Source organism: Dactylosporangium sp. NPDC006015 (assembly GCF_040614215.1).
Lineage (GTDB): Bacteria > Actinomycetota > Actinomycetes > Mycobacteriales > Micromonosporaceae > Dactylosporangium > Dactylosporangium maewongense.
In genome coordinates, this window is record NZ_JBEXUD010000012.1 from 257908 (window position 1) to 276609 (window position 18702).

Here is an 18702-nt window from a genome sequence, read left to right on the forward strand (position 1 = left end):
GATGGGTATTGGACGTTCAACGGCCAGACCCGCAGACCAGTCGAGCTTCATCGCCCTGAACAACCCGCAGTACATGCTCATCGCGGTCGGCTGGTAGGGCTCGGCGTCCCGCGGGGCGGGAGACCGGACGCGGCCGCGAACGCGCCGGTCTCCCGCTGTGCCGAGCCGGTCGCGCCGCCGATGGACCGGCTCGCCGGACCGCGGCGGCCATCGTCTCGAGGACGGTGCGGGCCGGGACGGCGGGGCGGCCGATGACGGTCTCCAGGGTGGGATCGGTGACGGCGAACTCGCCCCGGCGGGCGGCGCGGAACATGTCCAGGGTGAAGTCGGCGGCCTGCGGCGGCATGCCGCGGTCGATTGCCGTCGCCTTCCACTCCTCGTCGTCCACGACGACCCGGGTGACGGCGCGTCCGGTGAGGTCGCTGAGGACGTCGGCCACGGCCTCGAAGTCGAGCATCTCCGGCGCGGTCAGCGGTGCGGTGACGCCGTCGAGGCCGGCGTCACCGGCACCGCGAATCGCGGCGGAGGGCGGTGTGTCGGGCGCAGCGACTCGTGGCACCGTCGGCGGCGCGGTCCGCGACCTGGCCGCGCCGCGACGGTGCGACGAGCGTCAGACCGGCGGCGGGGAGGCGACGGCCGGGACCAGAGTTGACGGCGCTAGATAGTGAGTGCACACTATCAACGTGTCGGAATCAGCATCCAAGAGGCGTCCTCGTGTCGCGGCTCAGCAGCGGCGGGAGGATGTGCTCGCCGCGGCGCTTCGCGAGTTCAGCCAAAAGGGCCTGCACGGCGGTTCCACCACGACGATCGCCGCCGAGGCCGGCCTGTCGCACCCCAACCTCTTCCGGCTGTTCTCCACCAAGAAGGAGCTGTTCATCGCGGCGCTGCAGCAGGTATTCGCGACGATCGAACGCGAGATGATCCAGCGCGGCACCGCTGCCGAGGCACCGCTGCCCGCGATGGAGGCCGCCTGGGGCGAACTGATCGCCGACCACGATCTGATGTCGATGTATCTGCAGGGTTACGCCGCCTGTCACGACCCGGACATCCGCGCGGTCATGCAGCGGGCGACCCGGGCGATCTTCGAGCGGGTCGAGCGGATGCCCGGCGTCGACGCCGGGCAGGCACACCGGTTCTTCGCGGAGGGCCTCATCTTCATGGTGGGCGCCGTCATGAAGCTCGACAGTGAGCCCACGGAGGAGGACTGGGGGGCCCGTTTTCTGTTTTCCGGCTGAGCCAGTCGGCCGCTGCCCAGCGGCCTGTTTTTTTTGCCCTTTTGATAGTGACCACTCACTAGCATTGGAGTTCCCGGTGACCGTTACATCGCCAACCCAACCGAGCCGCCGCCGATGGTGGTGGATTGCCATCCTCCTGATGACCATCTCCGCGATGGGCGTCGCGGCGTTCTCTGCCCCCGCATACCTGACCGGCGATGCCGCGCAGAGCCGGATCCCGGTCAACCCAGACGTCGCGCCCCACTACCTGTCCATCGTGATCCACGCCCTGCCCGCCAGCCTCGCCCTGTTCCTCGGCCCGCTGCAGTTCATCACCCCGCTGCGCGTCAAACGTCCGGGCCTGCATCGCATCGTCGGCCGGATCTACATGATCAGCATCGTGGCGGCGACGATCGCGGCCACCTTCGCCACGATCTTCACCTTGGACGGCGTGCCGGTGCAGGTCGGGTTCGCGCTGCTCATCGCCGCGTGGGTCTACACCCTCGCTCGGGGCTACCGCACGATCCGCCGAGGCGAAGTGCAGCTTCACCGCATCTGGATGATCCGCAACTACTCGCTCACCTTCGCAGCGGTCGTCCTGCGCGCCTTCCTCGGCCTTGGGCTCGCACTGCAGGAGCCGTACCCCTGGATCACCTTCGCCGACATCTACACGTCCAGCGTGTGGGCCTCCATCGTGATCTGTGCGGTGATCCCGGAATACTTCATCATCCAACGAATGCTCACCCCGCTGGCTCGCCGCCAACAACGACGCCAGACCGCAGCAACCGGCCGGCCCGATCGAGCGGTGGCCTGACTCCACCGTTGGCGTTGAGCTGGCAATTGACGGTCCCGCCACCGGCTCCGGTTCACGTCACCGCACGGTCGTGGTGGTTCCCGGGCCGTACAGCCGGCGGGCGTTGCCGGCGCCGACCAGCGCGGTGATCCGCTCGGCGTCGGCGATGCTGACGCTGTCGTCGGCGCGCCAGGTGTCGAGCAGACGGCGCAGGGCGTGCCGGAAGCGGGCGGCGCCCACGAGGTACAGCTCGGGCAGCAGGTAGGCGTCGGTGGAGAACAGCAGTTTGCCGAACGGCGCCAGCTCGAAGAACTCGGGCAGGACCGCGTCGCCGGCGTGGGTGAGGGTGAGGCCGACGTCGACGTGCACGTGCGGGTACACCTGGGCGAGCCAGCCGGCGTTGCGGTGGAACGGGTAGCAGTGCAGCAGGACGACCGGCGCACCCCGCGGGTCGAGCGCGGCGAGGAACGGCTGGGCGAGGGCCGGGTCGGCGCGGTGCAACGCGAGGTCGCGGTCGCCGAAGCCGGTGTGCAATTGCAGCGGCAGGCCGGTGCCGACGCCCGCCCACAGCAGGTGGCCGAGCAGGTCAGGGTCGGTGATCCGGCCGCGGCCGCCGCGCAGCCACGCGCCGGCGGCCCGCTGGACGGCGCGCGGCGGGGGCGGCCGCGCGGGGACGGCGAGGCCGTGGCGGTAGGCGGCGACGGACTTGACGGCGGCGGCGGTGCGGACCCGGCCGTCGAGGGCGGACGCGAAGGCGGCGGTGAACTCGGCGGCGCCGGTGTCGGCGGGGAGCGTCTCGGCGACGCGTTCGAGGCGGACGACCTCGCGGACGCGGGCGCCGGAGGCCGCGGCGAGGCCGGCGTCGCCGAGCAGGTCGGGGTCGTCGAGGCCGGTGTCGACGAGCAGCTCGGCGAGGCCGGCGGCGCGCAGCAGGGCCTCGGTCGTGGCCCGCCAGCCGAGCTCGGCGCGGCGGGCCAGGTAGTCGTCGGCGGGCGCGTGGACCGGCAGGCCGAGGGCGGGGGCGCACCAGCGGCGCACGGCGAGCCCGACCCGGCTGTCCAGATAGGACACACCCGGCGGGGGCGGCAGGTCGGCCTCGGTGCAGGCGGTCTCGAACGCGGCCCGGTCGAGATCGCGGGCCAGCACCCGGTGACAGTGTCCGTCGATCAGCCCGTCGATCAGTACCTCCACCGGGTCGCCTCGACGATCTCCTGCGGGGTCGCGCCGGCGAACCGGTCGGCCTCGGCGAGCTGGACCGCGCAGTACGCCTCCAGCAGCGCCGGTCCGAGCAGGCCGGCCAGCAGGTCGTCGGCGCGCAGCGCGGCGACGGCGGCGTCGGCTGTCTGCGGCAGCCGTTCGGGGCGGCGGTCCTCGGGCAGGAGCGCCGGGTCACCCGGCACCTCGGCGGGCAGCGGCAGGTCGTACCCGCACGAGGCGGCGACGATCTCGGTCACGGCGGCGACGACGAGGTACGGGTTGGCGGCGCCGTCGCAGCACTTGACCTCGACGTTGGCGGCCCGGTCGCGTTCGCCGGGGCTGCCGGTGACCAGCCGCAGGGCGGCCTCCCGGTTCTCGTGCCCCCAGCAGCGGAACGGCGCGGCCCAGTGCTGCGGCTCCAGCCGGAGCCGGCTGGCGACACCGGGGGAGCCGAGCGCGGCGAGCGCCGGCAGCCGCCGCAGGAGCCCGGCCATCGCGGCCTCGCCGGCCGGGCGCAGCCCGTGCGGCCCGGCACCCCCGCTGAACAGCGTCTGCCCGTCGCGGCGCGCCGAGACATGCAGGTGCTGGCCGTTGCCGACCTGGCCGGCGCTGACGACGGGGGCGAACGACACCCGCAGGCCGTGCCGCTGGGACACGGCCCGGACGGTCTGGCGGACCAGCACCGTCCGGTCGGCGGCGAGCACCGGGTCGGCGGCGGCGACGGACACCTCGAACTGGCCCGGCGAGTACTCCGGGTGGATCTGCTCGACGGGCACGTCCTGCGCGTCGAGGGCCTGGTACAGCTCGTCGAGGTAGGCCGCCGCCTCGACGACGCGGGTCATCCCGTAGGCGGGCCCGGTCACGGCCGGTTCGCCGTCGGCGGTGGCGAGGTACCACTCCACCTCGAACGCCATCCGCAGCTCGAGGCCGGTCTCGGCGGCGCGGGCGGCGGCGGTGCGGGCCAGCGTCCGCTGGCAGCACGGCCACGGTTCGCCTTCCTGGGTCCGCCGGTCGGCCGGCGCCCAGGCCCAGTGCGGCTGCGCGGCCAGGACGGTGGCGCGGTCCAGGTCGGGGAACAGCCGCAGGTCCCCGGCCGGCCCGCCGACGTGCTCGCTGGTGGTGGCCGAGTCGTCGACGAGGAACACGTCGAAGACCGGCGACATGCCGACGCCCCAGCTGGCCGCGTGGGTGAGCCGGCGGACCGGCACCGTCTTCACCCTGGTGATGCCGGCGTTGTCGACCCAGGTGAGGGCGACCGCGTGGACGTCGCGGGAAGCAAGCTCGGCGGCGATCCTGCCGGCCCGTGCGGTGTCATCCATCGACGCGTCCTTCCCGGAGGCGGGCGCAGGGGCAGATGTACACCTACCCGCGCCGGGCCCGCTGAACCGGGAAGGCGTCGTCCTACCGGGTCTGGCCTTGCGGCACCAGGTCGAGCGCGGCCTCGACGGCGACCTCCTCCATTCCGCGCAGGAACGCCTCCGCGTCGCCGGGCGAGACGAAGTGGGTGTCCATGAACACGGTGATCTGGATCGTGTCCGGCACGTCGTCGATGTGGACGAACAGCCGCTCGAAGGGGTCGTCCTGCCGGATCGTCCAGCGGAACGTGGTGTTGCCGCCGGAGAGCGCCTCGCGGATCTGGTCCGGCGTCGGGGCCGGGCCGGTGGCGCCCGCCCGGGTGGTGATGCGCCGGTCGTTGTAGAAGCAGCCGAGGTCGAAGTCGGGGTCCCGCTCCGCGGCCACGCTCGCGATCAGGTCCTGCAGGTGTACCGGATGGAAGTAGGCGTGTTTGTACGCCGTCATCGCCGCCCGCTGGGTCCGCGCCAGCGCCTCGGAGAACGGTACCCCCGCGACATCCAGCGCGCAGAGACCGCTCTCGGCGACGGTGCACACCACGTCGGCGAGGGCGGGGCGGAACCGGTTGTTCACCGTGGGCCGGAACACCACCGGATTGATCCCGGTCATCCGGTGCAGGGCCACCCCGTAGACGGCCATCAGCACCGGCGAGGCGTCCATGCCGGCCCGGGCGGCGATCGCCTGCGTCGCCAGGTGCAGGGCCTGGGACCTGAACTCGCCCCGCCAGTGGCGTGGCTGCCGCGGGTCGTCCGAGCCGGCGAACCGGCGGGACGGGATGGTCCGCAGCAGCCGTTCCCAGTAGCGCAGCGCCGCCTCGTTCTGCCGGACACCGGCCGGTGAGCGCTGCCAGCGGGCCTGCTCCAGCGGCTGCATCCCCTTGACCGGCGTGGCCACCCGCGCGCCGGACTCGGCGATCATCACCGCGGCGCCCGAGCCGTCGGTGACCAGGTGGCACATGATGGCGACGAGGTGCGTCGGCCGTCCGGACCGGACCACCACACCCATCCGCATCGGCCACTGCGTCACGTAGTCGTAGTCGGTCTCCTCGTACCGCCGCCGCATCGCGTCGGCGAGCTCCGCCGGGTCGTCGTCATCGCCCGCTTCGACGACGTCCAGCGCGATCTCACCCGAGCTGGAGACCACCTGGGACGGCCTGTCGTCGGCGTCGAAGCGCAGCCGGGTCCGCATCGGCTGGTAGCGGCTCATCAGGTAGCGGAGGTTCTCCACGACGTCGGCGAGGCTGGTGTCGTCGGGCAGCGGCGTCGCGCCGCCCATGGGCAGCCAGGAGTTCTGGCGGCGCATCGCCATCCACAGGTCCAGCTGGCCCCAGGACAGGTCGTCGACACCGGCACCCTCACCCTCGAAGGCGACCATGATCTGTTCTGCCATGCCACCGGTCCTTCCGTGTCACCGCGGCGTTCATCGATCACCCGGCAGCATCGTACAGTTTCTTTACAGATAGGTGTACCGCGATGCCGACGCTCCGGATGGTGGGTCGTCAGGGCCGCTGACGTGCGGCAACGCGCCAGGATGACTTTGCGGGTGATCGGCGGGGCCGTACACTCGGCGGCACGTCGCCGGGTTCAGGGCGTCCTTCGGGTCCTGTGTGGCCACCCGGTGGCGAGGTGGCCGCCGGCGCCGCCCGCTTCCTTGCCCGACTCAACCCCGCCACGTGTGCGCCTGCCGCGTGGCGTGGAGTCGCCCGTGCCTTCTCCGGTCGGCGACCGAAGCCTAGGGAGATCATGAGAAAAGCAGTCATTACCGTGGGAGTGGTGTGCGCCGCGTTCATCGCGTTCATGCTCGCCGTCAAGCACCCGTCTCGGTCGTCGCAGTCGCTGCAGACGGGGACCGGGGTCGGGCTCCACGTCAGCGGCAGGAACATCGTCGAGGCCAACGGCAACAGCTTCGTCATGCGCGGCGTCAGTCACCCGTACGCCTGGCACAAGGACCAGAACCAGGCGTTCGCCGACATCAAACGGCTGGGTGCCAACGCCCTGCGGGTCGTGCTGACGAACGACGTCGGCGCCGGCGAGGTGTCCGACGTCATCGCGAGGTGCAAGCAGAACCGGCTCATCTGTGTCCTGGAGTACCACGACACCACCGGGCACGGCGAGAAGGACGACGCCACCGACCTGGACGCGGCCGCCGGATACTGGACCGGGCTGAAGAGCGTCCTCGCCGGCCAGGAGAACTTCGTCGTCATCAACGTCGGCAACGAGCCGTACGGCAACACCGACACCGCGGGCTGGGCCGGCGCGACGAGCGGCGCGGTCAAGAAGCTGCGCGACGCCGGCCTGCGACACCTGATCATGGTCGACGGGCCGAACTGGGGACAGGACTGGTCGGGCGTCATGCGTAGCAACGCCACGTCGGTGTTCAACAGCGACCCGCGGCGCAACATCGTGTTCTCGGTCCACATGTACGGCGTGTACGGCACCGCCTCGAAGGTCACCGACTACTACGACGCCTTCCAGAACGCCGGGCTGCCGCTGGTGGTCGGTGAGTTCGGGTGGAAGCACACCGACGGCGACGTGGACGAGGACACCATCATGAACGAGGCGCAGTCCCGCGGGATCGGATACCTGGGCTGGTCGTGGAGCGGCAACAGCGGTGGCGTCGAGTACCTCGACCTGGCCACCGGCTTCGACCCCGGCCGGTTGACCGAGTGGGGCCAGCACCTCTTCAACAGCGCCAACGGCATCAAGGCGACCGCGAAGGAAGCCACCGTCTACGGCGATCGGGCGATGGCCCGATAGAGCGGCAGTCGCGGGCGGGGGCGCCGCCGCCCCCGCCGGCCTGTAGTGGCAACGGCCCGCTACATCGGTACTACTCCGAAAGTAGGGCCGACTTCCGCACCATCACCCAAGCCACCCCTGAGCTGTCCACGGGTAGTAGCCCATCGCCCAGCGACAACGCGCACGCAGGGGGAGGCGAACGTGAGAGCGTCGAAGACCGCGACTCCTGACCGGGACGCCTGGCATCATCGCGACGCCTGGCTCGCGGACCGGGAAGCGCAGGCCACAGGGCAGCCCCAGGTGACGCAGACCGTGTCCGGCCCGAGGCAGGCGCGAGGGCCGCACCGCGGCCTCGCCCGCTGGCGGCCGGGGTACTGGCCGCTGATCCTGTCCTATCTGGTCGTCGTGGCGAGTGACTTCTGGTTCGTCAACCCGTTCGCCACCGGCGTGCTCAGCTGGCCGCTGACCGTGCTGTGGACCTGGCCCATCATCACCACGATCACCGGCATCGTCGGTATCCGGCGGACCCGCAGGACACTGCGGGAGTCGGAGGCGCGCTGGTCCGGCCGCGGGGTGACGGTGAGCGCGGGCTTCCTGATCGTCGTCGTCCCCACCATCGGGCGGAACGACACCTACCCCGCGCTCAAGCGCTCGGTCCAGTCCTACCTCACCTACCTGCCCCCGTGCTTCCCGCGGCTGCGGATCGACATCGTCATCGACGAGGGCTGCGAGGCGGCGGACAGGATCGCAGGGCTGGCCGCGCGGAGCGAGCTGATCCGGCTCGTCGTCGTGCCGAGCCGGTACCACACCGCGAACGGGACGAAGTTCAAGGCGCGGGTCACCAACTACTCGCACGAGCTGCGGATCCACGAGCGGGAGAACCGCGACGACGTGTGGGTGCTGCACATGGACGACGACACCGGCGTCGGCCCCGACACCGCCCTGACCATGGCCCGGTTCATCGAGGAGCAGTTCGAGGCCGGCGCCGACGCCAAGCACCTGGCTCAGGGCGTCCTGACGTACCCGCGCGAATACGCCGTGAACACGCTCACCTGGCTCGCGGACTCGGTCCGGCCGGCCGAGGACGTCGGGCGCTTCTCGGCCTGGACCGGCAGCGGCACCCCGCGCGCGGGCGTGCACGGCGAGCTCCTGCTGGTGCGGGCGTCGATCGAGGCGACGATCGGCTGGGACTTCGGTCCCCGGAGCATCGTCGAGGACGCGCAGTTCGCGCTGATCTTCAGTGCCCGCTACAAGGGCCGGAGCGCCTGGTTCAGCGGGCGGTGCTACGGCGCGTCGCCCGCCGGCCTCCGTGACTTCGTCCGTCAGCGCGAACGCTGGTCGTGGGGGCTGACGGCCCTGGTGTTCAACCGGTCGCTGCAGCTGCGGAACCGGCTGCTGCTCGGGTACTCGGTGGCGTCGTGGGTCGTCGGCCCGATCACGAACGTCGCGGTCGTCATGACGCTCAGCATCCTTGTCGCCGAACGCAACACCTCTCCGGTGGCGCTCTTCATCATTCCGTTCTGGGCGCTGAACATGGCCTACACGATCTGGATGTACTGGGAGGGCCTGCGGCTCAACGCCGTGGTGTCCGGCGACGGCCGGCGCAAGTGGTGGGAGCCTCCGGTCGTCATCCTGCTGATCCCGGTCTTCGGGATGATGGAGAGCATCCCTGGACTGCGCGGATCCATGAAGTTCGCCCGGCGCACCGAGCACAGGTTCATGGTCATCCGGAAGCCTTCATGACCCACAGGGATCGGCCTTCGACCCGTTTCCGGCGGGTCGAAGGCCGACGCGGTGCGGGGGAGATGATCCGGCTGTCTATCGCGCGCCCACCGGGACCTGGAGCCGCTTGCCGCGTCCCCGCATCTCCTCGTACCAGCCCCAGTCCTCGTTCTGGTCGATGACGGTCTGCAGGAAGCCCTCGACCGTCTCCGTGCGGGCCCAGTCGCGCTGGAGCTCACACGCCACCGAGTTCCACGTCGTGGGCTGGGCTCCGGCGTGGTTGATGCGCTCGAGCGCGTTGTCGTGTGCCTCGATCGTGGTGCCGCCGAGCGCGTCGACGACCGGGAACACCTGGTATCCCTCGTTGAGCGCGTCCAGGCTCGGGAACAGCAGGCACGCCTCCGTCCACAACGCGCACATGATGAGCTTGCGGCGGCCCGTGGCCTTCACCGCGTCCAGGAACTCCTTGTCTTCCCACGCGTTGATCTGCGTCCGGTCGTACGAGGGAAGGTCGGCGATCTCGTTCCTCAACTGCGGGATCGTGTCCGGGTTCACGCCGGACTTCACGTTGACGGTGGAGAGAATGGTCGGAACATTGAACACCCGGGCGAGGCGCGCGAGGGCGATGATGTTGTTGACCATCCGGCCCGTGTCCATGGACCGCACCGTGTAGATCTGCGGCGGCTGGTAGTCGATGATGACGAGGGCCGCGTTCTCCGGAGTCAGCAGGTGGTCTTTTTCCGGGTTCCGCTTGGGCAGGCTTACCATGACGTCCTCCTAGCTGGTGCTGAGGGTCGTATCCTGGTTTCCTCCGGCGTCCTGATCCGGCTCGCCCACAGTTACCCGCGCCCTACCGGATCATGCGGCGGGACTTCGCCACGGCCCTTGACGTCCGGTCAGGCCGGCGGCAGATACCAGCCGTACGGGCTGGGCAGCGACCCGCTGAGCCGCGCCGGCAGGTAGTGGCGCCCGAAGAGCTCGGCGACCAGGTCGGTCCGGCTCGACACCGCCAGCTTCGACATGACCGACTTCAGGTGGTCGCCGACGGTGTGCACGCCGATGCCCAGCGCCCGCGCGATCTGGGCGTTGGAGCGGCCCTGCAGGACCAGCTCGGTGACCTGCCGCTCCCGGCCCGTCAGCGCGTAGGCCCGCACCAGCACGTCGGCGAGGTGCGTCTGGCGGGCCGGTTCGATCACCACGGCGACCTGGCCGGCGTCGCCCCCGAGCAGGGACGCGTGCAGCAGCAGCCAGCCGCCGCCGCGCCGCGGGAGCCGGCCCTGCGCCGGGGTCGCGCCGCCCGTGCCGGCACCCGCGGCCCTGGCCATCGCGGCCACGGAGCGCACCGCGCTCGGCAGCGCGTCCGGGCCGTCCATCTCGGCCAGCCACCGCTCGGCGGCGGCGCTGCGCCCGGTGATCGCGCCGGCGGCGTCGATGACGAGGACCCCGGGCGGTTCCGGCAGGCCGGGCGGCGCGTCCGCGGCGGCGCTGAGCAGGCAGCGCCGCAGCCCGTCGCCGATGACCGGGGCGAGCGTGGCGAGCAGCTGCGCGTCCGCCGTCGTGAACGGCGGGCCGCCCAGCCGGTAGGCGACGAGGGTGCCCCAGCACTCGCCCCGGTCGGTGAACACGGCCCGCAGCTCGTCACTCACCCCGACCCCGGCCAGGAGCCCGCGCCAGCGCGGCGAGCGGGCGAGGTCGCCGCCGGTGGACTCGTGCAGTCCGGCGGCGACGGTGCCGTCGGCGAACAGCGCCGCGAACGTGTTCACGTCCGGCTCACCGAACTCCAGGTCGAACAGCCGCTGCTCGAGGGCGTGGTCCTCGTCGCGGCCGACCAGCACGCAGCTGGTGAACAGCAGCGTCGCCGGGTCCGTGGTGGACCAGGCGGCCAGGTCCCAGCCGACCGCGGCGCGCAGCACGGCGTCCAGCCGCGTGCGGTACGTCGTCAGGTCCAGCCCCAGATGCGACAGGCGCAGCACCGCGCGGCGGGTGCGTTCCTGGGCGGTCTCGGGCATGGACTCAACGCTAGTGCCCAGCCCCGCGGCGGGGACCCCCGAATTCTGGGGATGGGCGGCCCGCCGGCGCGTCCCTACCGTTCGGGTCATGACGATCTCACTGCCGGCGGACGACACCGTCGAGCGCAACAAGCACACCATGCGTCGCATCTACGAGCTGATCATGGATCAGGGCCGGACCGACCTGATCGCCGAGCACTTCGCCCCGGGCCTGGTCAACCACACCGCGCCGGAGCCGCTGCGCACCGGCACGGAGGCGGTCGCCGGGCTGGTCTCCATGCTGCGCACCGCCTTCCCCGACGCCCGCACCGAGATCGAGGACATGACCGGCGTCGGCGACGTGGTGGTGATGCGCAACTGGTACGCCGGGACCCACCTCGGCCCGTTCCTCGGCAACGCCCCGACGCGGCGCCCGTTCCGGTTCCGGCAGATGCACTGGATGCGCTTCGGCGCCGACGGCCGGGTCACCGACCACTGGGGCGTCCGTGACGACGTCAGCCACCTGCAGCAGCTCGGCCTGATCGGGTAGGCGCCTGAACGCGTGCGGGCCCCGCCGGACGACGCCGACGGGGCCCTGACGGTGCCGGGCTACTGCTCCGGCGTGATCTTGCCGCTGGAGCCGAAGACCTGCACCTCGGCGATGCGGACCTCGTTGCGGAACTGGCTGTTGGCAGCGCAGTCCGTGTTCGCCCGCGGGTCGTTGTCCTGCTCACCGGCGTACAGCGGGTTGCCCGTGCACTGGCTGGTCAGCACGACCACACGCACGTGCGTGGCCAGCGTCGGGTGGATGTCGAAGGCGCGCAGGTTCAGCTGCGGCGCCACCGGACGCCAGGCGCCGCCCGGGAAGGCGTCGTCGGTGCTGCGGAACGCCTCCGTGTAGCTCGCGTCCTTGCTGCAGTCGGCCGTGGTGGCGTTGCAGGTGAGGACCGCGAACGAGCGCAGCGCGCTGAACCGGTTCTGGTTCGCCGTGCTGGCGTCGACGTCGCCCCGGAGAGCCGGGCGCAGCATGGCGCTGACGTTGAGCGAGTGGACGTTGACCGGCTTGTCGCCGGCCAGGTCGATCGTGACCTGCTTGCCGGCCACGCCGTTCACCGACGCCCAGTTGGTGCCCTCGGTCTCGTCGTTGATCTTGTTGACGTTGACGCCGTCGCCGGACGCCACCGCGCCCAGCGTCGAGGAGGCCACGTTCTGCGGCAGCTTCAGCTTCAGGTCCTGCGCCTTGCCGGGCTTGAAGGAAGCGGTGAACTTCTGGCTGCCCCAGCCCTTGCCGTTGACCACGAAGTGGAATTCGGTGTTGGGCAGGATCTGGAACGTGTCCGGCAGCGGGGTCGACGGGTCGGTGTCGGCCACCGGGGTCACCCGTGCCTCGTAGTCGCCGACGTACAGCGTGACGTTCGCGCCCGAGGAACCGGCCATCGGCCGGAGGGTCACCGTGGCGTTGTCGGCGTACGGCGAGTGGAAGCTCGGCGTCGGGTCGGTGTCCGACGACGAACCCGTCGCGCCCTCACCCAGGCCCGACTCGGCGAACGCCTTCCAGATGATGTCCTGGTTGGCCCCGCCGAAGCGGACGAGGTCCGCGGCCAGCATGTTGTCGCGCATGCTGGTCATGGTGGCGCCGCTGGCCGCCTGCAGCAGGTACGAGTCGAACATCAGCTGGATCCAGCGCCGGTTGCCGGGGCAGGAGGCGGCGTCGACGGCACCGTCGGCGCACTGCTGCTGCAGCTCGGGCGTGCCCAGGCCGTAGCGGTTGATGAATTCCTGCCGCACCCGCAGGTTGGTGGCCACCCAGATCTCGCCGTCGGCGTGCACCTCGGGACCGACCAGGTCGAACCCGAAGTCCGAGTAGTTCAGCGGGCTCTTGCTGGCGTCGTAGTCGCGGATGCCCTCGTGCATGTTGCCGGTGACGTACGCACCGGTGACGAACGGGGTGTCGCCGGCGGCGCGCAGGCCGTTCTCGAACAGGTACTCGGCCGCCACCAGGTCGCCCCAGCCCTCACCCATCGAGCCGCCCTGCGTGCCGGTGATGCCGTTGTTCGGCCCGGCGATCATGCGGTTGGTGATGGCGTGGGTGTACTCGTGGCCGATGACGGTCATGTCGTAGTCGCCGTCGACGCACGGCGGGTACGCCGAGCCGGCCACGGGCTGCCACAGGAACATGTTGGTCGTCGGCGCCTGGCCGTCGCGGCCGGTGCTCTGGTTGGCGTTGTTGCGGCTGCCGCTGAGAGCGCCGGACTGGGCGCGCCCCTGCTCCGGGTCGTTACCCAGGCCGCCGGGCTGGATGTTGACGACCTGCATGTTCCACGCGGCCTCGGTGAAGCCCAGGTGGTAGCTGAAGTCGTGCATCCGGTTGTGCATGGCGAACAGGTTCGACACGGCCGCGTCGCCGTCGTTGCGCCCGGCCGCGGTGAACACGTCGGGGTTGCACTTGGCCTCGTGCCACGCGTCGGTGAACGGGTAGGTGTAGTTGCGGTCCGTCCGGGTCGCCGCCGGGAACGCGGCGACGCCGCCACCCCACTGCACCACGTTGTTGGCCGCGTTGCCCGACGAGGTGAACGTCGGCTGGCCGGTCACCTGGTTGACGTCCCAGGCCTTGCCCGACGCGGCGTCCTTCACGGGCTTGATGCAGTTGGCCGCCGGGGTGAAGCACCACGTCACCCGCGGGTCGGTGCCCGCCGGGAGCGTCTGCGGCGCGGTCGCCGGGAAGACGGCCCAGGTCGGGTTGTCGGAGTCGAAGTCGACCATGTCCTCACGGACCAGGATGCCGCCGGTGCGCGCGTCGACGAAGGTCGAGTACGCCGTGGGGTTGTCGGCATCGGTGGAGACCAGGCTCACCTGGTAGGCGGCGCGCACGCCATCCTCGGGAGTGGGCACGCCCACCTCGATGACGTCGGGCTCGCTGACCTGACCGGCCGTGAGACCGGCGTCGGCGAGGGCCGCGGCGACGGCGTCGGCCGCCGACAGCGTCGCCGGCTCCGGCGCGGCGGTGTCCCGCGTCAGCGACGACGTGACCCGCACGACGTTGCCCTTGTCGATCAGGATCGACACGAGCCCGTCGTGGCCGGCCGGCAGGTCGCCGAAGGTCTGCCGCAGCAGCACGACGTTGCCGGTGCCGAGCTGCTGGACCAGCAGGGGTTCCATCGCGGCGACGGCCGGGGCGTCCAGCGCGTACAGGTCCTGGTTGCCGAGCAGGTACTGGCGGGCCGCAGCGACCGGGTCGCCGGTCAGGCCGGTGGCCAGGGCCTTGTCCGGACCGACGGACTCGGGCTGGCCGAGCGAGTTCCAGCGGACCTTCGCGCCGCCGACACGGTCGGCGGCCGCCTTCTGCTTCGCGGTCGGCGCCTTGCCGCCGCGGCGGTTGTCGACGTCGCGCGGGCCGTGCCCGTCGACGTCATGGGCTTTTCCGGGGTTGGGCTTGGGATCGGCAGCGGCGGGCACGGCGGTTACCGCACCCGTCGCCACGACGGCGGCGGCAGTGAACGCGGCTAGCGTCCTGCCCCGCCAGCGCCTGGGGTTCAACCCAGATTTGCGCACGATCGGTTCTCCTCTGGTTGGTTGGGGGCGCGTGTGTTGCTCCGGGGGCGCCAGTTGATCTCATAGGGCCTATCACGGCCCTGCGCAGGGACACCAGGTCGCGCACACTTTCGTCCACAATGGATAGCTCGGAGTTTGCTCGGAGCCGGTCCGGCCCGGCTGGGCGGCCGGCGCGGCGCTTCGGGCGACAAGGGGCAAATCGATCAACGGGCGTGCCCGGCGATTTACGGGAACTTCCGGATACGGCTTTATTCGCGCGAATGTTCACCAATAGCGATGACCGACATTCGCCGCACAAGCCCAAAGAATGGGCAACCGTTCGCGTGCCAATGCATTATGCCATATCGCAGTTCGACATCTGTCGCGACTCTGAGGCGTGTACCAGGAGTACATCGCAGCTCAGCAGGCCGCGCCGTACCGTCGAAGGTGTGAACAACCGAGCCGAGGTGCGAGATTTTCTCACCACGCGCCGCGCGAAGATAACCCCGGAGCAGGCGGGCGTCCCGACGGCCGGGCAGCGGCGCGTGCCCGGGCTGCGCCGCAGCGAGGTGGCGTCGCTGGCGGGAATGAGCGTCGAGTACTACGCCAAGCTCGAACGCGGCGCGCTGGCCGGCGTCTCCGCCGGGGTCCTGGAGGCGATCGCCCGCGCCCTGCGGCTCGACGACGCCGAACGCGCGCATCTGATGCGCCTGGCCCAGGAGGCCAACGGCAGCAGCGTGCTGGTCCGGCCGAGTCACCGGCCCAAGCGATTCACCGTGCGGCCGAGTCTGCAGTGGACACTGGACTCGATCACCGCACCGGCGATCGTGGTGAACAACCGGCAGGACCTGCTCGCCGCCAACCTGCTCGGCCGCGCCATGTACAGCGACGTCTACGCGAGCGCCGCCGGCGCGCCGAACTTCGGCCGGTTCACGTTCCTCGACAGCGCGGCGCGCCGCTTCTACCCGGACTGGAACCTCGCCGCCGACATGCTCGTGGCGAACCTGCGGACCGCCGCGGGCAAGGATCCGCGCGACAAGGGACTGCACGACCTGGTCGGCGAGCTGTCGACCCGCAGCGACGACTTCCGCCGCCGCTGGGCGGCGCACAACGTGCGCATCCACGGCACCGGCACCAAGACGTTCCGCCATCACATCGTCGGCGAGCTCGAGCTGGCCTACGAAACCATGGATCTGCGGGCCGAGGACGGCATCTGCATGACGATCTACGCCGCCGCACCGGCTTCACCGGCCGCGCAGGCCCTCGCCCTGCTCGCCTCGTGGGCCGCCACCGAAGCCGTGCAGTACGTCGCCGGCAACCAGGCCTGACCATCCCGACCATCCCGACCATCCCGACCGGAGGGACTTCCCGATGCCCGAGCAGCCGAAGCAGGTCGGCGGTGGGCGCCGCGCCGTCGGCGACATCGCCCCGAAGCTCGCCGAGCTCACCGACGACGTGCTCTTCGCCGATGTGTGGAACCGCGGCGAGCTGGCCGCCCGCGACCGCAGCCTCGTCACCGTCGCGGCCCTGGTCGCCGGCGGTGACGCCGAGCAGCTGCGCTTCCACCTCGGTCGCGCCAGGGAGAACGGCCTGACCGAGACCGAGCTCATCGAAGCCATCACCCATCTCGCGTTCTACGCCGGCTGGCCGAAAGCCATGACCGCGATCACCGTCGCCAAGCAGGTCTTCGCCGGCTGACATCACATCCACGGAGGAGCAGCACCATGCGAGCAACCGTCCTGCACGGCCCCCGCGACGTCCGCGTCGAGGACCGCCCGGACCCGACCGTCGAGCAGCCGACCGACGCGATCATCCGCCTGGCCGCGGCCTGTGTCTGCGGCTCCGACCTGTGGCCGTACCGCGGCGCCGACGCGGTGAGCGAGCCGGCGCCGATGGGCCACGAGTACGTCGGCGTCGTCGAGGAGGTCGGCAGCGACGTCCGCACGGTCAAGCCGGGGCAGTTCGTCGTCGGCACGTTCTTCGCCAGCGACAACACGTGCGAGATCTGCCGGGCCGGGTACCAGACCCACTGCGTCAACCGCCAGCCCGGCTGCACCGGCTCCCAGGCCCAGTACACCCGCGTCCCGCTCGCCGACGGCACCCTCGTCGCCACGCCCGGCCAGCCGGACGCCGACCTGATCCCGAGCCTGCTCACCGCGTCCGACGTGCTCGGCACCGGCTGGTTCGCCGCCGACGCCGCGCAGGCCGGACCCGGCAGGACCGTCGCCGTCGTCGGTGACGGCGCCGTCGGCCTGCTCGGCGTCCTGGCCGCCCGGCAGCTCGGCGCCGAGCGGGTCATCGCGATGAGCCGCCACGCCGACCGGCAGAAGCTGGCTCTGGACTTCGGCGCCACGGACATCGTCACCGAGCGCGGTGACGAGGGCGTCGCCCGGATCAAGGACCTCACCGGCGGGCTCGGCGCGCACTCGGTCATCGAGGCCGTCGGCACGCAGGAGTCGATGCTGCAGGCCATCCGCGCCACCCGCGCCGGCGGGCACGTCGGCTTCGTCGGCGTCTCCCACGACGTCAGCCTGCCGGGGCGGGAGCTGTTCTACTCCGGCGTCCACCTGCACGGCGGGCCCGCTCCGGTACGGCGGTTCCTGCCCGAACTGATCGACCTCATCACCAGCCGGACGATCGACCCGGGCAAGGTGTTCGACCTGACCCTCCCGCTCGAGCAGGCCGCCGAGGCATACCGGGCGATGGACGAGCGCCGCGCGGTCAAGGTCCTCCTGCAGCCCTGACGCGCGTCATGACCCGATGCTGGGGGAGACCGGGCGGGCGCCTACGGCCGGTCGGCGTCCGGCAACGGCAGCACGAAACCGAGGTCGTCGTCGGGGTCTGTCCAGGGTGCTTCGCGGTCGAGCATCCCGGACAGCCGCTCCACCTCCGGCAGGAGGCGCGCGGCGAACATGAGCTCGCCGAGGCCCACGCACGCGGCGGCGACGACGAGGCCGGTCGCCGGCGCGACGGCGACCGTCATCGCGGCGACCAGTCCGCACAGGGCCCGCATCCGCAGGCAGCCGCGGGCGAGGCTGGGGAACTGCGCCGCGGCCCCGGCGTCGCCGGCCGCCGCGACACCGAGGGCGAGGCTGATCGCCGCGACCGCGACCGTCGGGTCGTACGCCGGCAGCTGGATCACGATCACACCGGCCACCGCCAGCAGCGCTGCGCCGGCCTGGAACCATCGGGCGCCGCCGTACCGGGCGCGTAGCAGCTGCCCGCCGCCGAACCGGCCGAGCGCGACGAACAGCAGCCATGAGCCGACCGCGGCAGCGCCGAACGTCCGTACCGACGACGGCCACACCATCGCGAAGACCGCGAGCAGCAGGCTCAGCAGGCCGAAGCTCGTCACCGCCCACCAGCCGAGCACGCCGTTCAGCGGACCGGCCTGGCGCCCCGCGGCGCGCAGCCAGACCCGGGCCTGCCGCGGTGCGGCCCGTAGCGTGGCCACGTCGATGGGTTGCATGAGCCGCCTCCTTCGATCAGGGTCGGCTACCTGGTACCCGCCGCGCCGGTCGATCGAACGCACTGCGGTGCGGACAGGACAATCGTCCCCGGATCCGGTCATGCGGGCCACGGATCCGGGGGCACGACACCCGAACGGGGCCGTGCCGCCGGCGGTCAGGCCGTGGGGCGGTCCACCCGGTAGACGTGGTGCCGCCGGTCGTCGATCGGGTTGTCGGGCTCCAGCTCGGCGTGGGCGACGCGGACCAGGCCGGCCTTCTCCAGCATCCGCCACGACGCGATGTTGTCGGCGTGCACCGGCACGATCACGCACTCGGCGTCGCCGTGCTCGGCCCACAGGTGCTCGAGCGCCGAGCGGATCATGCGGGTGCCGATCCCGCGCCCGACGTCCGCCACGTCGCCGATCAGGTAGTCGATCGTCATCGCCCGCGGCGGCACCGCCATGGTCGGCGCCATCTCCCGCACGTATTCGGGGTAGTCGTGCCAGAACGAGCGCTGCACCAGCCCGAGCGGCACGCCGTCCAGGAGCGCCAGGAGGTCCTCGTTGAGCTCCTCGCGGCGGGCGGAGGGCCCGAAGTCGCGCTCCACGGCCTCCGCCGACGTCTCGTGATTCCACCACCGGGCCACGTGCGGGGCCGCCAGCCACTGGGCGAGCAGCGGGAAGTCCCGCGGGGTGACGTGCCGCCAGGTCATCATGCCGC

The 18702-nt window shown here is 71.5% G+C and carries 17 protein-coding genes; 8 read left to right on the forward strand and 9 right to left on the reverse strand.

What is annotated here, in order from left to right; all coding sequences use genetic code 11:
* Positions 1-16 precede the first annotated feature (16 nt).
* Positions 17-559 carry a hypothetical protein gene (locus tag ABZ321_RS23590; protein WP_354894603.1) on the reverse strand — a complete coding sequence of 181 codons (543 nt, stop codon included), beginning with the start codon at positions 557-559 and terminating at the stop codon, positions 17-19.
* A gap of 124 nt (positions 560-683) precedes the next feature.
* On the opposite strand from ABZ321_RS23590, the gene ABZ321_RS23595 reads away from it, so the two are divergent.
* On the forward strand, positions 684-1235 hold the full coding sequence (locus ABZ321_RS23595; protein WP_354894605.1) for a TetR family transcriptional regulator: 552 nt from the start codon (positions 684-686) through the stop codon (positions 1233-1235).
* Between the two features lie 139 nt (positions 1236-1374).
* Positions 1375-2028 carry a DUF2306 domain-containing protein gene (locus tag ABZ321_RS23600; RefSeq protein ID WP_344500097.1) on the forward strand — a complete coding sequence of 218 codons (654 nt, stop codon included), beginning with the start codon at positions 1375-1377 and terminating at the stop codon, positions 2026-2028.
* 57 nt (positions 2029-2085) lie between these two features.
* On the opposite strand, the gene ABZ321_RS23605 is transcribed toward ABZ321_RS23600, so the two are convergent.
* The 3 genes from ABZ321_RS23605 to ABZ321_RS23615 all read right to left on the reverse strand — a co-directional run bounded on the left by ABZ321_RS23605 (position 2086) and on the right by ABZ321_RS23615 (position 5946).
* On the reverse strand, positions 2086-3198 hold the full coding sequence (locus ABZ321_RS23605; RefSeq protein WP_354894607.1) for an amidohydrolase: 1113 nt from the start codon (positions 3196-3198) through the stop codon (positions 2086-2088).
* Positions 3186-4523, reverse strand: coding sequence for a glutamine synthetase family protein (locus tag ABZ321_RS23610; protein WP_344500101.1), 1338 nt, complete (start codon positions 4521-4523; stop codon positions 3186-3188). Before ABZ321_RS23610 ends, ABZ321_RS23605 begins: the two co-directional genes overlap by 13 nt.
* Positions 4524-4605: 82 nt before the next feature.
* Positions 4606-5946: a condensation domain-containing protein gene (locus ABZ321_RS23615; protein WP_344500103.1), complete on the reverse strand. Its 1341-nt coding sequence runs from the start codon at positions 5944-5946 to the stop codon at positions 4606-4608.
* A 383-nt stretch (positions 5947-6329) separates the two neighbouring features.
* Between ABZ321_RS23615 and ABZ321_RS23620 the strand changes: the two genes are divergently transcribed.
* Together ABZ321_RS23620 and ABZ321_RS23625 are read left to right on the forward strand one after the other, a co-directional pair.
* A complete protein-coding gene (locus ABZ321_RS23620; RefSeq protein WP_354894610.1) occupies positions 6330-7313 on the forward strand; it encodes a glycoside hydrolase family 5 protein in 984 nt (327 codons plus the stop codon).
* A gap of 180 nt (positions 7314-7493) precedes the next feature.
* Positions 7494-9035 (forward strand): glycosyltransferase family 2 protein, encoded by a 1542-nt coding sequence (locus ABZ321_RS23625; protein WP_344500105.1) that lies wholly within the window; start codon positions 7494-7496, stop codon positions 9033-9035.
* Positions 9036-9110: 75 nt separating this feature from the next.
* Here ABZ321_RS23625 and ABZ321_RS23630 read toward each other — a convergent pair whose 3' ends face one another.
* Together ABZ321_RS23630 and ABZ321_RS23635 are read right to left on the reverse strand one after the other, a co-directional pair.
* Positions 9111-9782, reverse strand: coding sequence for a hydrolase (locus ABZ321_RS23630; protein ID WP_344500107.1), 672 nt, complete (start codon positions 9780-9782; stop codon positions 9111-9113).
* Positions 9783-9910: 128 nt separating this feature from the next.
* Positions 9911-11023 (reverse strand): helix-turn-helix transcriptional regulator, encoded by a 1113-nt coding sequence (locus tag ABZ321_RS23635; protein ID WP_354894614.1) that lies wholly within the window; start codon positions 11021-11023, stop codon positions 9911-9913.
* 88 nt (positions 11024-11111) lie between these two features.
* On the opposite strand from ABZ321_RS23635, the gene ABZ321_RS23640 reads away from it, so the two are divergent.
* Entirely contained in the window at positions 11112-11552 is a 441-nt protein-coding gene (locus tag ABZ321_RS23640) for an ester cyclase (protein WP_354894617.1), read from the forward strand.
* A 59-nt stretch (positions 11553-11611) separates the two neighbouring features.
* Here the strand turns inward: ABZ321_RS23640 and ABZ321_RS23645 are convergent, their stop codons facing one another.
* The gene (locus ABZ321_RS23645; RefSeq protein WP_354894620.1) at positions 11612-14458 is read right to left on the reverse strand and encodes a M36 family metallopeptidase; all 2847 of its coding nucleotides are present in this window, start codon (positions 14456-14458) and stop codon (positions 11612-11614) included.
* 524 nt (positions 14459-14982) lie between these two features.
* Here ABZ321_RS23645 and ABZ321_RS23650 point away from each other — a divergent pair.
* The 3 genes from ABZ321_RS23650 to ABZ321_RS23660 are packed head-to-tail and all read left to right on the forward strand — an operon-like array spanning position 14983 to position 17277.
* On the forward strand, positions 14983-15861 hold the full coding sequence (locus ABZ321_RS23650) for a helix-turn-helix transcriptional regulator (protein WP_354894623.1): 879 nt from the start codon (positions 14983-14985) through the stop codon (positions 15859-15861).
* A 43-nt stretch (positions 15862-15904) separates the two neighbouring features.
* A complete protein-coding gene (locus ABZ321_RS23655) occupies positions 15905-16231 on the forward strand; it encodes a carboxymuconolactone decarboxylase family protein (RefSeq protein ID WP_344500117.1) in 327 nt (108 codons plus the stop codon).
* 26 nt (positions 16232-16257) lie between these two features.
* Positions 16258-17277 (forward strand): zinc-dependent alcohol dehydrogenase family protein, encoded by a 1020-nt coding sequence (locus ABZ321_RS23660; protein WP_354894626.1) that lies wholly within the window; start codon positions 16258-16260, stop codon positions 17275-17277.
* Positions 17278-17318: 41 nt separating this feature from the next.
* Here ABZ321_RS23660 and ABZ321_RS23665 read toward each other — a convergent pair whose 3' ends face one another.
* Both ABZ321_RS23665 and ABZ321_RS23670 read right to left on the reverse strand, forming a co-directional pair.
* Positions 17319-18002 (reverse strand): hypothetical protein, encoded by a 684-nt coding sequence (locus tag ABZ321_RS23665; RefSeq protein WP_344500120.1) that lies wholly within the window; start codon positions 18000-18002, stop codon positions 17319-17321.
* 155 nt (positions 18003-18157) lie between these two features.
* Positions 18158-18697, reverse strand: a complete 540-nt coding sequence (locus tag ABZ321_RS23670) for a GNAT family N-acetyltransferase (RefSeq protein WP_354894629.1) — start codon at positions 18695-18697, stop codon at positions 18158-18160.
* Positions 18698-18702 lie beyond the last annotated feature (5 nt).

Coding starts and splice junctions, on each gene's coding strand:
- ABZ321_RS23640 (WP_354894617.1), top strand. CDS start 11,112: ATGACGATCTCACTGCCGGCGGACGACACCGTCGAGCGCAACAAGCAC.
- ABZ321_RS23630 (WP_344500107.1), bottom strand. CDS start 9,782: ATGGTAAGCCTGCCCAAGCGGAACCCGGAAAAAGACCACCTGCTGACT.
- ABZ321_RS23615 (WP_344500103.1), bottom strand. CDS start 5,946: ATGGCAGAACAGATCATGGTCGCCTTCGAGGGTGAGGGTGCCGGTGTC.
- ABZ321_RS23670 (WP_354894629.1), bottom strand. CDS start 18,697: ATGATGACCTGGCGGCACGTCACCCCGCGGGACTTCCCGCTGCTCGCC.
- ABZ321_RS23665 (WP_344500120.1), bottom strand. CDS start 18,002: ATGCAACCCATCGACGTGGCCACGCTACGGGCCGCACCGCGGCAGGCC.
- ABZ321_RS23635 (WP_354894614.1), bottom strand. CDS start 11,023: ATGCCCGAGACCGCCCAGGAACGCACCCGCCGCGCGGTGCTGCGCCTG.
- ABZ321_RS23660 (WP_354894626.1), top strand. CDS start 16,258: ATGCGAGCAACCGTCCTGCACGGCCCCCGCGACGTCCGCGTCGAGGAC.
- ABZ321_RS23600 (WP_344500097.1), top strand. CDS start 1,375: ATGACCATCTCCGCGATGGGCGTCGCGGCGTTCTCTGCCCCCGCATAC.
- ABZ321_RS23655 (WP_344500117.1), top strand. CDS start 15,905: ATGCCCGAGCAGCCGAAGCAGGTCGGCGGTGGGCGCCGCGCCGTCGGC.
- ABZ321_RS23610 (WP_344500101.1), bottom strand. CDS start 4,523: ATGGATGACACCGCACGGGCCGGCAGGATCGCCGCCGAGCTTGCTTCC.